The organism is Paenibacillus eucommiae, assembly GCF_017874215.1.
Taxonomy (GTDB): Bacteria; Bacillota; Bacilli; order Paenibacillales; family NBRC-103111; genus Paenibacillus_AI; species Paenibacillus_AI eucommiae.
Genome location: NZ_JAGGLB010000010.1, coordinates 70590 through 86081, shown reverse-complemented (window position 1 = coordinate 86081; position 15492 = coordinate 70590). Strand labels below are relative to the sequence as shown.

Genomic DNA, 15492 nt, shown 5'->3' with positions numbered 1-15492 from the left:
CTCCATCCTCCATATTGCTTCATTATTTTACATTAAGGAATACATCATATTGCTTCTGTTTTAATTCGACGAGACGGTCCACCTTCATTTTTTTCAGTTGTTCCACATAATTGTCCCAGTCTTTGTCGAGATTCCACTTGCCCATAATAAATTTGGTCGTGCTTTCCCTGACATATTCTTGGATGACTGTGCTCAGCTGTGCGTACTCGTCGGCATCGGCCACTTCGGAATACATATCTACCGGAATTGGTTCCTTGATTTGATGACCTTCATACAGCTCCTTGGTCCATTTCGTCATGTTGGCTTCATATGCGGATCCCCCGACTCCGACTGCCGCATTCTGGGCGGATATTTCCTTGAGCGGTACCGAATACGGAGGAGCAATCGGATGAATAAACACATTGTTCGGCTTGCTGCCTACACTGTCTTCTTTGGTCACGTACACGCCCTGGGCGTCTCCGAACAAATTTTTCATGCCCGGCTCCGCATACTCCCAGTCGATGCCCAATCTGCCGCGCCACACCATGCTTGCCATTTCGACCATATAGAATTGATCAGCCCATCGGAGTGACGCCTCCGGGTGCTTGTTCGCTTTGGTGATCGCGAAAAGTCCATTCGCATACATGTAGGGGTTGTAAAATCCGTTGACGGCTCCGCTCGGCCCTTTAAGCGGCGGGAGCGGCACATAGTCGTCGCTGCGCGGATTGGTCAGAAAATTGCCGAGTGCAACGCCATAATATCCACCGGGATAGCTTCCCACGATTTGTTCCGAAGCATCGCCCAATTGTTGCAATTGTTCACCGTTCATCGTAAACACGCTGGAATCGAACAATTTATCCGCATACAGCTTGTTTAACCATTTCAGACCTTCCTTGTACCCGTCCTGGATGGGTGCATACTTTAATTTGCCGTTCTCCGCAATCATATGGTCAGGATCGCCATTGTAAATAAAAGGATTCATGAAAAAGCCGGTAATGTTCCCAAACCATACGCCTGGGGATCCGACAAGGGGCAGTTCGTCAGGCTTCCCGTTGCCGTTCGGATCTTGCGTCTTGAAAGCCTTCAGCACTTCGTAGTATTCTTCCACTGTTGTCGGGACTTGCAAGTTCAACTTGTCAAGCCATGTTTTGTTGATCCAGCCCTTCATCCCCATCGAGACGTGGTAATTGTTGTACACGGCCGGAATCGAGTAAATATTGCCGGTCGGCGTCGTAATGGATTGCTTGACTTCTGGACGCACTTCAAATGTATGCTTGATCCATGTCCCATACTTGTCGATCAGGTCATTGATGGGAAGCAGCAATTCTTCCTTTACCCCGTATCGCATTTCCTCGCTTTTCGTGAGGCTGCCGCCGAAGATGATATCGGGCAAATCTCCGCTGGCCAGAATAACGTTCATTTTCTGCTGGAATTGTTCGGTGGGAACAAGTGTCCAATCAATTTCGATGTTCGTTCTTTCCTCCAGCTTCTTGAATACATAGTTGTCCTTGATGTCGAGCATCATCGGGTCTTGTCTGGCAAGCACTTTCAATTTAATCTTTTCCTTCGTGATCGGCCAGCCTTCGGTATACACCTTGCCGTCGAAATTCCTTTCGACGTTGTCCGGAGTTCTGCGGAACGTATACTCTTCCGTAAACTTCTTCGCATTATCCCATGGAGCAGGGAGCAAGTCCGGATAGGGAGAAGATTCCCATGAATCCTCCCATTCCTGATAAGTCATTTTCTTGCCGGTCGAATTGTCGGTCTGTTCACTCTGCCCATTTTGACCGCTTTGCTCATTTTGTTCGTTTGAAGCTCCTTCGTCTCCTCCCGCCTTCTCGTTATTGCTGCATGCAGACAGGAACATGGAGCTGGCAAGTGTTACAATCAGGCCCATTCGTACAACTTTTTTCAAATTCGTTACCCCCTACGCAGAATGTTGTTGCATCAGAGCATGAAGAAATCGATTTCTTTTGATAGCGCTCTCTTTATCAAGTTTACAAGATAAGGAAGCGAAAAACAGTGTCAAATCGTTCGGATATTTTATAGTTTCATCCGATAAGTTATAATAACGAAAGAAGGGAAAGTGAAACTGAACGGACTGGGGGAATACACGTTTGGAACAACGAAGCATCAGCCTCAATCTGGAACTGGAGATCAGCAATCTGTATACATTCTATTATTTCGAGCTTACCCATGATTTCAAGGCGGGCAACGACCAGCACAGCTTCTGGGAATTCGTCTATATCGATAAGGGACAGATTCATTTCTATGTCGATGGAGCCCTGTTCCCGCTCAAACAGGGAGAGATCATTTTCTACAAACCGAACTCCATCCATTGGGGTCATCCGGTTAATCATTCCACCCCCAATATCATGATCGTATCGTTCGACTGTACGTCCGCCTGCATGTCCTTCTTCGAAAACCAGTCCTTCCCCCTGACGGACAGCGAGAAGGGTATGCTCTCCCTCATTCTGAAAGAAGCATACCAATCCTTCGAACTGGATCTTTACTCCGGACAAATCGCCAGGAGAGAGCCATCCTCGTTCGGCGGCGAACAATTCATCAAAAATTACCTTGAAATCTTATTGCTGCAGTTCATACGCAGGAGATCAAATTGGCGCGCGGAGCCCAATAACAGCTCTACGTTGAAGATGAACAGGGAGGAAGATTTAATCGAGGATGTCATTGGGTTTCTCCTAAAAAATCTGGCTGTGCCGCTTAGCGTTGAGCATATTTGCAAACACTTCGGCATCGGGAAAACGCAGCTCCACACGTTGTTCAAAGCGAAAACCGGATACGGGCTCAAGCAATTTTTCAACCGGCTGAAGATGGAGGAGGCGAAGAAGCTCATCCGCGAAGATATCCGCTCCATTACAGAGATCTCCGAAGCGCTCGGCTTCAATAACGTGCAGTACTTCTCCAAGCAATTCAAGCAATTAACGGATATGAAGCCGACGGAATATGCCCGGTCGATCAAGGCCCGATTCGGCAACGGACTTAGTGAAGAGCTTCGGACCAAGTAAAATTTCATTCGGTTAAGAACCGGGAGGAGCCTGATGCACGTGATTCCGGAATATATGGATCTGCCTGCTAACCTGAGTTTGAGGAAAGGAGAGCTTCCCTTCTAGATTGGCATTAACAAAATGAAGCAGCACTCTCCTCCAGCCACACAGCAGCCTTCGAGGGAATTAAAAATACACCAAAGGAGAACCTATGACGTTTAAATCCTACCTTGGACTCGCCATCATGATTTCTTTTATTATTGTTGTGATCACATTAACAGGGGGCGACAGCTCCAGTGGTGCTAAAATTCTGGCTAACTCTTCTGGTAAAATACATAAAAACCAGTCAGTACCGCTAGTCATACATGCAGAGGTCAAAAAGAATTACAGACAAGTAAAAATCGAGATGGGAATTAAAAATAAGTCGGGGCTTATTAAATATGAAGTTATCACTCCAAAAGGAGACATAGTATGGCGGGGAGAACTGACGAATAAGCAGTATTTTGATGAGGTGAAATTTTTTGCAACTATTGAAGGTACCTGGCAGGTCCGTATTATTTCTGAATCAGGTGAGGGAGAATACGATATTATTATTAAAAAACCAAGTAGGCATGGGCACTAGTACAGCTTCTCGGTAAGCATCATGAGCATCATGCAAAATTGTATGGGTTAAAAAAAAGAGCCTTTCGGCTCCTAAAATATGGTATACTATTTTTCGTACAGGACAACCTTGGGTGCGGCATTCCTCCGGAAAGGAGGCAGATGCCATGGAAACTTTCCAGACGTTCATGATTATGTTCGCGTTCGGTAGCTTCATACTGGCGCTTCTCACATACATTGACAAACGGAAGTAACCCACTCATAGGTTGACGGCCTAGTGGGTTACTTCTAGCGTTAATTACTCAGGAGGATTCTCACCCAAGTCTGTGCAGGAGACGTGTTAGCCGCACGTCTCTTTTGTTATCTTAATCTTATCATGACTGATTTATACCTGCAAGTTATTCAAGATCTGCTGCTTGTATACTATTTTTCGTACAGGACAACCTTGGGTGCGGCATTCCTCCGGAAAGGAGGCAGATGCCATGGAAACTTTCCAGACGTTCATGATTATGTTCGCGTTCGGTAGCTTTATACTGGCGCTTCTCACATACATTGACAAAAGAAAGTAACCCGCTCTATGGTTGACCGCCAAAGTGGGTTACTTCTCCGAAAAAATATTTACTCAGGAGGATTATCCACCCAAGCCTGTGCAGGAGACGTGTTGGCGCACGTCTCTTTTGTTATCTTAATCTTAGCATGACTAATTTATACCTGCAAGTTATTCGTAATTTTCTGCTGTGATGCGACTTTCTATGCCTGATCCAGGCTAGTTTTACAACTCAGATTAACATATTGATATTGAAAGCCGAATCATACAATGCAATAATTATATTCAATTGATTAACTAGTGATTCCAGCTGGTATGAAGTTATTGTAATCTAGCCCATCGGAAATGTTTACCTGAGAAAGGATGTAACAGTATGAAAATCACTATAAATAGGTATACGATTCAAATTATCTTCATATTGCTGCTTGTTTCGATTCCTCCATTAATAATTGCTAGCGCTTACAATGCTAATTTATTTCTCAACAAGTCAGTTGAGCTTATTGACTCCAAAAATAGGAACGAGCTCGTTCGTACGGGAGTCCTCATGGAGAATACATTACGCCAAATCAAAGATATTGTTTTTTCTTTCAGTAATGATGCCAAATATGCGCGGACGAAATCGGTTGTTGACAAATCGAAAATAATGGAACAATTATACGCGGATAAGCAGATGAATAAGTACTTTGAAAACATTATGCTATATAACAAAACGGAAGATTTTGTTCTCGTCTCCGGTTACGGTATCGTTCAGCGTATGGAGAACACCCCTTTTGAATGGATTCAAAAGGAAGTGATGGATGACCAGATGACACCTTACCAAATGAAGCTGACAGAAACTAGAAAGCAGGAGCCTAACCAGCTTAAACAGCAGCCGGATAAGTCTCCTAAATATGTGGTTTCCGTTTTTGTCAAACTGCCCTTTTTGGATGTAAGTCAAAATTATATGGTGTTCAATGTGAATGTCGAAAATATGTATAATGATTTTTTAAAGCAGCTCAATATCGATCATGATATTTACAGCTATTATTTGACGGACGATTCAGGTAAGGTGATATTCAGTAAAAATATAGAAGAAATCGGCTCAATTGCTGTATGGCCACAGGCAATGGCACCTAACAAGAATAAGGTTGTCAACAGCTATAAGCTGGAGTCGCTGAATTGGAACTTAGTTAGTGAAATCAATAATTCTGCTCTATATCATGATATGTACAAATCACGAAACCAAATGTTTAGCATGTTTGTTTTCCTGGCTTTACTTATTGTTGGAATGATTATGTTTGGGTCCCGCCAGCTGTATAAGCCGCTTCGCAGGGTTCTTGCCCGGATGACGAACGTCATGAGCAGCAGGACAGCCAAGCAGGGAGAGTTTGAGTGGATCGGTACCGTGTTTGATAAGGTGATTCAATCCAATGATGAGCTCAAATTACAATTAAGCCAAAATGAACAGCTGCTGACAAAAACGCTGCTCCTTCATCTGATCAAAAATCGCTTGTCGCACAGTGTAGATACATCAGCTTATTTGGCTGACTACGATCAATCGCTTGTGATTACTCTATGGACGATTCCAAGCGAAGCCGAGTGGTTAAATGAGGAAGAAACGCTGCAGCGCAAGCTGGAAGCCGCTCTGAATGATCGCTTTTCAGTCGATTTATTCGCGGAATCACCGCATGCATGTATCGCTCTTTTTCGGCTTGAGCAGCCGGATCTCAATGCTTTGATTGTTGATTTGATTTCAAGTTTTGATGAAGAATTTCTAGCTGAGGTCACGATTAGTATTGGCGGCGTATATCAGCTGGACAACATCCACCGCTCGTACACGGAAGCTTTGTATGCTAACAATATTGGGCGTATTTACACTTCCGATACCAACCTGTTTTGCTACAACAAGCTGCCCATGGATTATGAGAAGAGCCGTTTCAGTGATGATGCTACCGCCGATAGGCTGGAACTTGCCATTAGACAGCAAAATGAAAAGGACTACATCGATTTGCTGAACGGCATGTTCTCAGACCGGATTAGCGTTAATGAATACAATTGCAACTTTTATCATACGGTTTCCCTGCTTATTAAACTGTTTGATCAGGACAGCATGATGCTGCTGCAGGATATTAATGGACTGATCAATGACAAGGGCATTATGAACGTGGCAACAGTCAAACAGTTTTTTTACACTCATTTTAAAAAATTTACAGCGGACTATGACTCCGATTTCAATGGATATGCCGTAAAGATTGATACTTATATCGCCGGGCATTTCGCTGAGAATTTTTCACTGGATGATGTGGCGGAGTACATAGGCGTTACGAAGCAATATATATGTCACCTTTTCAAGGAGCATTATCATAAGACCTTCATTGATTATTTAAGCGAATACCGGATTGAAAAGGCGAAAGGGCTGCTTGGTGAAACCCGCACACAAATATCAGAAATTGGGCGCATGGTTGGCTTTAATAGCAACAGCTACTTCGCCAAAGTTTTTAAGCAGTACACCGGTATCACGCCGACAGAATATCGCACCTTACTGTGGAACAGAGAGCGGAACCGTCAGCCCAGCTTGGCTGATATTTGATGAGAATAGGCTTTTTCTACTGCCAACAGTGATTTTTACAGCGATTTTAACATTGTGTGATTGCGAAATTGCTTTGGGCAAAGCATGATAAAGGTATCACATGAACGATTGGCGCCAATCGGAAAAAACATGCTGATGCACAGGTTAAGAGGATGCACCAATTAGACGGAGGGGTTTATTTTGAAAATAACCAAAAAGCTCTTTATATTAACTGTTATATGTATGTTAGCAGTTTCGGCTGCTGCCTGCAGCAGCAAATCAAATCCGTCGCCAACCAAGGAAACCGGAACGACGCATACAGCTGAACCCAAGGAAGAGGGGAATGGCACACAGGAACCTGTAAAAATAGTGGCAATTAACAGCAATGCAAGCTACAACAAAGGTTCTGATGTAGAGAAGCATGTACATGATACCATTCAAGAAAAAACAGGAGCAGATGTTCAAGTGGTATTTGCGCCTGGCGATCAATACGATACCAAATTAAATTTAATGCTCTCAACTAATGAACAACTGGATATTATTCCTCTGATTACGATGGAAAAAGCAATCGAGCTGTATAAGAATGATGCTATTATCTGGTTGGATGAACTTATCGAAAATAGTCCTAATATCAAACAGAATATGAATCCGAAGGCTCTTGAAGAGGTTGTTTATGAGGGTAAAATTATTGGAATTCCAGTATCGCCATCAGTTATCACGCCGAATGTACTCGAAGTTCGCACCGACTGGCTTAAAGCTTTAGGACTTCCCAAACCGACTACCATTGAAGAGTTCGAAGCTATGATGGAGGCATTCCAAAAGGAAGATCCAGGTAAAAATGGTAAAAATGGAACCTATGCGCTATCCACAGGCTGGGGGGACATAGACCGGTTAGAACTAGCCTTTGCTCCGTTTTTCCTGCCGCAGGCGATGGAATGGTGGCAGGATGACAAGGGAACCTTGATGCCTCCCGAATTAAACCCAGCTTATAAAGAGATGATGGGAAAATTCGTTGAATGGAACAAAAAAGGGTATATATGGCCGGATATGATTCTTTCCAAAGCAGATAAACAAATTGAAATTATCGGGCAAAACAAAGTTGGCGCCTTAGCGACCTGGTATTCGGCTCCAATAGGTGCGTTGGAGGTTCTCACGAAAACGGTGCCAGAGGCGGAATATGAGCCTATCGTGCTGAATGGCAAAGGGATTAACAAGCTGCCCACCTTTCCTTATGCGCAGTTGGTAACCGTCATTACGAAGAAAAGCAAAAATCCGGAAGCGGCTATGAAATTTCTGGATTACCATGCAACAAAGGAAGGTTACGACCTGGTCTATCTGGGCGTGGAAGGCGAAAGCTATACGAGATTAAGTGACGGTAAGGTCGAATTGATCGGGGAAGATAAACAGGATTTGAGCAAGGCTAACTATAATGCTCACTATTGGATGTTTCAAATGGATTTCAATGACGGTCTTATGTTTCCGTTAACTTCATTTTCCCATCTGATGTATACCAAATTGAAGAGTCAGGCGGAGAGCCTGCCGCGCTTCGATGCCATCGACAAAGGTGTTCCTTACGATAAGGCCAAGTGGAAATCTAACGCAAAGCTTGCGGATCTCGAAACGTTTATGAAGGAACAGAAGATGAAAGTGTTCTCAGGAGAGGTTCAACTAAGCGAATGGGATTCATTAATGAAAAAATGGCTGGATATTGGCGGCCAAGAGATGATCGAAGACCGGAATGAGCAGTTCAAGGCCGCCAGGCCGTAAATTCAAACATATGGCCCCCTTTGCTGGAAGCCAAGTGCAGGCCAAGTGCATGAGAGCTGCAGATCAACAGCAGGCTGAGGTAAAGGGGACCTTATAAGGAAATGTGGGAATGAGGCATGCATTCGAAAACAACCATAAGCGGGCATGGGGTGCTTCCCCCCGCGCCGAAAAAGCGTTACTTTGCGGAGATGCGGAAATATAAATTTTTATATTTGCTTGTAGCACCAGGTCTGCTCTATTTTCTTGTTTTTCATTATATACCTATGTATGGGGTGATTATAGCTTTTCAGGATTTTAAACCTTTTTCCAGCATATCGAGTATATGGATTAATCCCAATTGGGTCGGATTGGAGCATTTTCGCAATTTCTTCAATTCCTACTACTTCGGCAGACTGCTGCAAAATACGCTGTTAATCAGTATATATAAAATTATTTTCGGATTTCCGGCTCCCATTCTGCTCGCATTATTGCTCAACGAAGTCAGGCAGATGAGATTTAAAAAGATCGTACAGACGATTTCTTATTTGCCGCATTTCCTATCCTGGGTAATCATATCGGGAATGGTTATTGCTGTGTTGTCTCCGACTACCGGTGCGGTGAATTGGCTCATTGAGATGTTCGGAGGGAAGTCAATTTCTTTTCTGAGTGAAACGTCCTATTTCCGGAGTGTCCTGGTAAGCAGCGAGGTATGGGCCACTATCGGCTGGGGCAGTATTATTTACATCGCAGCGCTGGCGGGTATTGATCCAGCCCAATATGAAAGCGTGAAGATGGACGGAGCCAATCGTTTGCAGCAAATGATCTATATCAGCTTACCAGGGATGGCGAACATTATTTCGATTTTGCTGGTGCTAACCGTTGGAGGTATTCTTAATGCCGGCTTCGAGCAGGTTTTGCTGCTGTATTCGCCTAAAGTCTACAGCGTCGGTGATATTATTGACACCTACGTGTACCGGGAAGGCTTGATCAATAACAAGTATTCGTATGCCCAAGCGATCGGTATGTTTAAAAATGTGATTGGACTGTTCTTCGTACTGGCAACTAATATCATCGTCAAGCGATTGGGACGGGAGGGAATTTGGTAATGCGGAAGCTAAAGCTTTTTGACATGTTCAATGTAATCGCACTCGTATTGCTTTCGTTGACAATCCTTGTACCCTTTATGATATTGATCAGCCAATCGTTGATGTCGAACGAAGATATTATTAATTATGGGTATACGTTATTTCCCAAGCATATCAGTTTACAGGCTTACAAATATTTGCTGGCAGATAACTTATTCATTTACAAGGGCTTTGCTATTAGTTTTTTTGTTACGGTCGCGGGTACTTTTTGCTGTCTGTTATTTACGGGCAGTCTGGCGTATGGCTTGTCCAAAAAGCAGATGCCCTACCGGAATGCAATGTCTGTATTTGTACTCATAACGATGTTTTTCAGTGGTGGCCTGATTCCGAGCTATATCCTGATTATGAAGCTGGGACTGAAAGGCTCGCTCTGGGCACTGATTTTACCTGCACTAATCAGTCCGTGGTATATGTTTTTGATGCGCAGCTTCTTTATGGAAATTCCCAAGGAGGTTGAGGAATCCGCTTTGATTGACGGTGCGAACGAAATGATTGTTTTATGGAAAATCATCGTGCCGATGTCTATGGCTTCCATTGCAACTGTAGGCTTATTTTATGCCGTAGGACACTGGAACAGCTGGTTTCCTGCTTCTCTGTACCTGCAATCGCAGGATAAATGGCCTCTTCAGCTTATTTTAAGAGAAATTATTTCTTCGTTTGATTTTGCCTCCAAGGATCCTTCAAATTCTTTGGAACTTAAGCAAAGTATTCCACAGCAAGGGATTAAGGCGGCCGCCATTTTGGTCACATCGTTACCGATTATTTGCGTATACCCATTTATACAAAAATATTTTGTTAAAGGGGTCATCGTTGGTTCTGTTAAGGGTTAATTTCTGTTAATGGTCGATGTTGGAAGGCAACCAACAAACTACGTTAATAAAGGGGAAATATAAAATGACTGATGCAATCAATATCGGGAGCCGTCGGGAACTGTTATGGGACGATTACCTGATCGACAATGAATCAACAACAGCTGAATTAAAGCTGCACAAGCTTCAGCCAAAGGAAGTGGTTATCGAACACGATGAGCCATGGGAGGGGGATGGCTGTGATTTCCACTGCATTGTCAAGGATGATGGACTTTACCGCATGTATTATCTGGGTTGGGAGATGCCGGATCCGGATGCACATGCAAATGCAGCTTCAGAAGCAACTTCAGATGTGTCGCGTCCGATAGTGGTATGCTATGCCGAGAGTGTCTGCGGGAAGAAATGGATAAAGCCAAAGCTTGGTATATGCGAGTTTGAAGGCTCAAAGGAAAATAATATTATCCTGGATCAACATACCGCTAAATTTGATAATTTCTCTGTGTTTAAAGATACAAATCCCGATTGTCCCAAGGATGAGCTTTATAAAGGAGTTGGAATTGATGATTTTGGCAACAGCCATTATTTGTGGTGCTTTACTAGTGCGGACGGTATTCATTTTAAAAAGGCATGGCGCATGTCCAATCAAGGTAAATTTGATACCCTGAACATCGCTTTTTGGGATCCATATACAGAGCAGTATGTATGCTATATTCGCGATTTTCACAATATACCGGGTGATGATCTGAATGCTGGCATTAGGGATATTCGCCGTATGGTATCGTCTGATTTTAAAAACTGGACGGTCCCGGTCCTGCTCGATTTTGGTGAAGTTGATGATTATCCGCTCTACACAAATGTGGTTCAGCCCTATTACCGTGCGGATCATATGCTTGTGGGCTTCCCTTCCCGTTATGTGGAAAAGAAAGCATGGACTCCAAATTTTGATCAGCTTGCTGGCGTGGAAAGGCGTAAGAAACGGATGGAGATTCACCCGCGTCTAGGCCTGACGCTTACAGACTGTATCTTTATGTCATCACGGGACGGCCAGAAATGGAAGCGTTGGGATGAAGCGTTTATGACACCTGGTCTGGAGTATGAGTACAACTGGGTTTATGGAGACTGTTATCCGGCGCTTGGCATTATTGAAACCGGGAACGACTTGCCAGATAGGCCGAGTGAGCTCTCGATGTACGCTTTTGAATACCATATGTCAAAAAGGCCCGCTATTTTGCGGCGCTATACCATGAGGATAGATGGATTTGTATCCTACAATGCCAAGTATAAGCCGTGCACGATAGTGACCAAACCTTTTATATTTGAGGGCAATCAATTATCAATTAACTTCGCCACATCCGCTGTTGGTTATGTGAAAATCAAGCTGATCGGAGAGCAAGCAGAGCTTAATTCGGTTGAATTGTTCGGTGATAATCTTGAGAAAATAGTCATTTTTGAGGATGGAGACGCAGCGCTATTATCCGGGAAACCTGTTCACATGGAAATCACAATGAGAGACGCAGATCTATATTCTTTTAAATTTAATTGAAAATGGAGGCGTTAAATATGAAAATTGAGGAGAATGAACACAAAGAGCGTTTAATGAGTAGAAGAGGTATGCTCGCTTCTCTTGGGATGGCGGGCTTTGGACTAGCGGCAGGCAGTCTTCTTGGTGGAGCAAACAGTATTGCCTATGGGCATGGTCAGAGCAGTGTCACAGAAGCTGTCTATGGAGATGATGACGATGTACAACCAAATTGTTGTCAGATGACAACGATAGCCGAGCTGAGAGCTATGACCATAGGGGCAGATGTAGATCATATGTATTTTGTAAAAGATAAATATCAGGAAGGCCCTTTTGTTTATGATCCTTTGGATACGGCTTCCCTTGACAATACGGGTACCATTCTTGTTTCTGCATCGGGATATAGATTCAAAAGAGTATACAGCGGTGCAGTGAATGTGCACTGGTTTGGCGCAATAGGGGATGGCATTACGGCAGCGAATCAAGCATTTCAGCTAGCTATAAACAATGCGGATTGGGTTTATGTGCCTAACGGCAATTATGTATTCGTAAACTCAGTAGAATTAACCAATGACAAAAACATATTTGGAGAGTCAAGAGAAGGTACGAAAATCATCAAAAGGAATACAACGCAAAACAGCTATGGGTTCGATTCAGCTTTTACGGTAAAAATTGATGCTGTCTTCATAACCCCAATGTCCATTAAGAATTTGACCATAGACGGAGATTACGCTGCAAACAAATATCAACGCGGCAATGGAAGTATAGGCGTCCATCTGAATAATGCTTATCATTTTTATTTCGAGAATGTATTGGTTGAAAATTTTGAATACGGGATCAAGGGCAAATCCGTATGGGGCGGGGAATGCAGGTCGTTGTGGATTCTCAACTGCTTTTACGGCTTTTATGCCGATCCGCTTGAATCGGGTAGTGCCGGGTCTGCTTGTACTTCTTTATATTTTGACGGTTTAAAAATCGATGATTGCATGGTTGCTTTCAGGGTAGTTAATCTTGTTTACTCTGAGCTAAGGGGATATATTCAAGGCACAAGCACCCATGCCAACAAATGTCCTTCTGATCATATGCCTATTGCTCTTGATTTGCCTGCGGCCATTTCTGTTAACCTGAAATTTGGCATGGAGTGGCATGATGGCGTTGCTTTGAGATGTAGTGGCATTATAGAAGCCGAAATATTGGAATTTAGGCAGGATTATGAATACTTTTACCGGGACGCAAATAGAACGAATATTCCTTTTGAAGAACAGGCTATTTTCAGCATTAAGGGCGGGTCCTCAGCCGTTACTATCAAAAATGTTCCATTGGATTATACGATCCTTATGGGTTGGCCGGACCGCAGGCCGTTTGGGGATGCCATATTCTATTTGCAAAGCGGTGCCAAACTCAAGCTGGATGGAGGCTATTTCGGATTAAACTCACCTGCTTATCACATCGTTAATCCTTCGACCAGTCTTAATAACATCGTATCTGTTGGACAACTGGCTGCAGGCATCCCGCTACAAAATCAATTTAACGGAAGATCGAAAAGTTTCGTTAATGACAATCAGCGTGTGGATACGGGGAGTGTGGAAACAACAGGATCTTCCATTGTTATTTCACTGCCGGATGCATCCGAGTTTTCGAAGATTGATTATGTGCATGCCATCATACAGACCCCTACGCATGGCAGGAGCTGTGCTATTCATCCCGTATCTGTAAGTGGATTTACGATTATCCCTTACGAATCCGATGGTTCCATTATGGGAGTGGGCTGGTGGATAAGATGGATAGCGGTTAGAACGGTTTAAAAGAAGGATATAGTTTCAGAAAGGAATTAAACGTTGATGGTAAAATGGATAGAAGGACTTAAGGTTTCCCAAACGAATCCAGCAGGGATGGCGGTTACCATTACAGCTGGGGTAATAGAAGCGGATGGGAATCGTATCGCCGTTGAGGGAATAGAAAGGTTGCTCCTAACACCATCTCGGCAGCTTGCGCTGCGTGAACAATTCTATACGCTGGAACGAGAAGGTAAGACTTCCCCTTGCGGATGGAATTGGAGCGGACGAAGAGGATCGAACTTCAAACCGTATCAGCTGCGGGTTCCTGGATCACTTCGTGTATACGGAGTTGACCGGCAAACCGAATATGTACCTGATGAAGATTATGTATACGATGATTATTGGGGCTCGGTGATGGTTAAACCAGGGGGCAGATTGAAAGTAAATGAAACCGTCTTACTGGATTATGACGTATATACATGCCGCTATGACCTGATCTACGCTGATGCCAGTGGCAGGATTGGTGCCCAGGAGGGGGAGTGGAGATATGGCGACGAAACGAACTTATTGCTGCCGGACTCGCCTCAGCCGCCAGGTCATGCAACCGCCCTTGCTTCTATATTTATCCCATGGGGAGCCGCTGCTGTACATGAACGCAAATGTATCATTGAATACAGCGATAGCAAGGGACAATGGAAGAATGCTGAAGGATTTGCATGGGACAGCCGTCATATTGATTATCAGCCACGGACCTATGAAGTGAAAATAGGTGGACGTGACGATGACATTCATGATGATGACATTCATGGTAGTGGTAGCAATACTCATGATAATGGTAATCAGGTGGTTGATGTGCGAACAGCATTTTGTGCTTACGGGAGAGCAGAAGGACAGTCACTGATTCAGCCGGTTCTCGAAAATGGAGAAGTCGATTTACCGGTTGCCAGGGAAGACGGTCCGCCTGTCTTCTGGCAGGTCCGGCTGCCTTGGCGGAGGCTGCTGGCTGAATATCCGGAGCTAACTTGTGCTAAAGTACATACATTTCCCGCCAATGTGATGGATTTACGCGGAATGGATCTCACCCTTGAAGGCATTATTAAACAAGTGACTATTGAAGAAAATCATGCGATTGGGATCGAGTGGCTGACATCTTTGGCGAATAAGAAGGACATTCATCTTTGTTTCCACGGGGAGAGTACAACTTATGGCGGCGATTGGCCGCTGCTTATTACCAAACAGCTGCATCAGCTGTTTCCGGACAAACGAATATATAGCTCCAACTCAGCTGATGGCGGACATTCTTCTGTACATGGAATTACTCATGTGAAGAGGACGCAATCGATATTGATAGAGCAGTCATATGATATCATTTTTATAGATTATTTAATTAACGATACAGGCTGCAGCAGCGAGGATATTTATGTCGCGATGACGGGGATAGTAGACTGGGTTCGAGAGCATAATCCGCAAGCTGTCATTGTGATTATTGCCTTAAATGGCGGGAACCCGATGTTTATACCGGCGTATAATCCGGCGAATTTTCAGCGGGTATATGACATTCATCGTAAGGTAGCGGAGGCATGTGGGGTTGTATTTATCGGGATGTATGACTATTTCCGTCATCTCGATCGGTGGGGCATTTATTGTTTAACGGAATTAAAAGAAAACATGATTAATCATCCGTATTCGGATACAAGAATCGACGGTACGCTTTGGGATCAACGGGTGGCTGCAGTGTTTATACGGTGGTTAACGGATAGGCTGTCAGAGATGGGAATCTCATTAGGAATATGATGAAGACAAAGAACATTGAATA

12 protein-coding genes are annotated in these 15492 nt (G+C 43.9%); 11 read left to right on the top strand and 1 reads right to left on the bottom strand.

What is annotated here, in order from left to right; genetic code table 11:
* Positions 1 to 22: 22 nt before the first annotated feature.
* Positions 23 to 1894: an extracellular solute-binding protein gene (locus tag J2Z66_RS16060; RefSeq protein ID WP_209972462.1), complete on the bottom strand. Its 1872-nt coding sequence runs from the start codon at positions 1892 to 1894 to the stop codon at positions 23 to 25.
* A 202-nt stretch (positions 1895 to 2096) separates the two neighbouring features.
* Here J2Z66_RS16060 and J2Z66_RS16055 point away from each other — a divergent pair, with 202 nt between their 5' ends.
* The 11 genes from J2Z66_RS16055 (at position 2097) to J2Z66_RS16015 (ending at position 15470) form a co-directional block, all read left to right on the top strand.
* A complete protein-coding gene (locus J2Z66_RS16055; protein WP_209972461.1) occupies positions 2097 to 3005 on the top strand; it encodes an AraC family transcriptional regulator in 909 nt (302 codons plus the stop codon).
* A 190-nt stretch (positions 3006 to 3195) separates the two neighbouring features.
* Positions 3196 to 3606 (top strand): hypothetical protein, encoded by a 411-nt coding sequence (locus J2Z66_RS16050; protein WP_209972460.1) that lies wholly within the window; start codon positions 3196 to 3198, stop codon positions 3604 to 3606.
* Between the two features lie 145 nt (positions 3607 to 3751).
* Positions 3752 to 3838: a putative holin-like toxin gene (locus J2Z66_RS42680; RefSeq protein ID WP_281068847.1), complete on the top strand. Its 87-nt coding sequence runs from the start codon at positions 3752 to 3754 to the stop codon at positions 3836 to 3838.
* A 228-nt stretch (positions 3839 to 4066) separates the two neighbouring features.
* Positions 4067 to 4153 carry a putative holin-like toxin gene (locus tag J2Z66_RS42675; protein WP_281068847.1) on the top strand — a complete coding sequence of 29 codons (87 nt, stop codon included), beginning with the start codon at positions 4067 to 4069 and terminating at the stop codon, positions 4151 to 4153.
* 351 nt (positions 4154 to 4504) lie between these two features.
* The gene (locus J2Z66_RS16045; protein WP_209972459.1) at positions 4505 to 6700 is read left to right on the top strand and encodes a helix-turn-helix domain-containing protein; all 2196 of its coding nucleotides are present in this window, start codon (positions 4505 to 4507) and stop codon (positions 6698 to 6700) included.
* 180 nt (positions 6701 to 6880) lie between these two features.
* Positions 6881 to 8446, top strand: coding sequence for an extracellular solute-binding protein (locus J2Z66_RS16040; protein ID WP_209972458.1), 1566 nt, complete (start codon positions 6881 to 6883; stop codon positions 8444 to 8446).
* Positions 8447 to 8562: 116 nt separating this feature from the next.
* The gene (locus J2Z66_RS16035; protein WP_209972457.1) at positions 8563 to 9531 is read left to right on the top strand and encodes an ABC transporter permease; all 969 of its coding nucleotides are present in this window, start codon (positions 8563 to 8565) and stop codon (positions 9529 to 9531) included.
* Positions 9531 to 10400, top strand: a complete 870-nt coding sequence (locus J2Z66_RS16030) for a carbohydrate ABC transporter permease (RefSeq protein WP_209972456.1) — start codon at positions 9531 to 9533, stop codon at positions 10398 to 10400. The genes J2Z66_RS16035 and J2Z66_RS16030 overlap by 1 nt, the downstream gene beginning before the upstream one ends.
* A 64-nt stretch (positions 10401 to 10464) precedes the next feature.
* Entirely contained in the window at positions 10465 to 11922 is a 1458-nt protein-coding gene (locus tag J2Z66_RS16025; RefSeq protein ID WP_209972455.1) for a hypothetical protein, read from the top strand.
* Between the two features lie 17 nt (positions 11923 to 11939).
* The gene (locus J2Z66_RS16020; protein ID WP_209972454.1) at positions 11940 to 13703 is read left to right on the top strand and encodes a putative phage tail protein; all 1764 of its coding nucleotides are present in this window, start codon (positions 11940 to 11942) and stop codon (positions 13701 to 13703) included.
* Between the two features lie 36 nt (positions 13704 to 13739).
* Positions 13740 to 15470, top strand: coding sequence for an SGNH/GDSL hydrolase family protein (locus J2Z66_RS16015; protein WP_209972453.1), 1731 nt, complete (start codon positions 13740 to 13742; stop codon positions 15468 to 15470).
* Positions 15471 to 15492: the final 22 nt, after the last annotated feature.

Bases quoted from the DNA above. Each gene is read 5' to 3' on its own strand.
- J2Z66_RS16050 (WP_209972460.1), top strand. From the start codon at position 3,196: ATGACGTTTAAATCCTACCTTGGACTCGCCATCATGATTTCTTTTATT.
- J2Z66_RS42680 (WP_281068847.1), top strand. From the start codon at position 3,752: ATGGAAACTTTCCAGACGTTCATGATTATGTTCGCGTTCGGTAGCTTC.
- J2Z66_RS42675 (WP_281068847.1), top strand. From the start codon at position 4,067: ATGGAAACTTTCCAGACGTTCATGATTATGTTCGCGTTCGGTAGCTTT.
- J2Z66_RS16045 (WP_209972459.1), top strand. From the start codon at position 4,505: ATGAAAATCACTATAAATAGGTATACGATTCAAATTATCTTCATATTG.
- J2Z66_RS16035 (WP_209972457.1), top strand. From the start codon at position 8,563: ATGCATTCGAAAACAACCATAAGCGGGCATGGGGTGCTTCCCCCCGCG.
- J2Z66_RS16030 (WP_209972456.1), top strand. From the start codon at position 9,531: ATGCGGAAGCTAAAGCTTTTTGACATGTTCAATGTAATCGCACTCGTA.
- J2Z66_RS16025 (WP_209972455.1), top strand. From the start codon at position 10,465: ATGACTGATGCAATCAATATCGGGAGCCGTCGGGAACTGTTATGGGAC.
- J2Z66_RS16020 (WP_209972454.1), top strand. From the start codon at position 11,940: ATGAAAATTGAGGAGAATGAACACAAAGAGCGTTTAATGAGTAGAAGA.
- J2Z66_RS16015 (WP_209972453.1), top strand. From the start codon at position 13,740: ATGGTAAAATGGATAGAAGGACTTAAGGTTTCCCAAACGAATCCAGCA.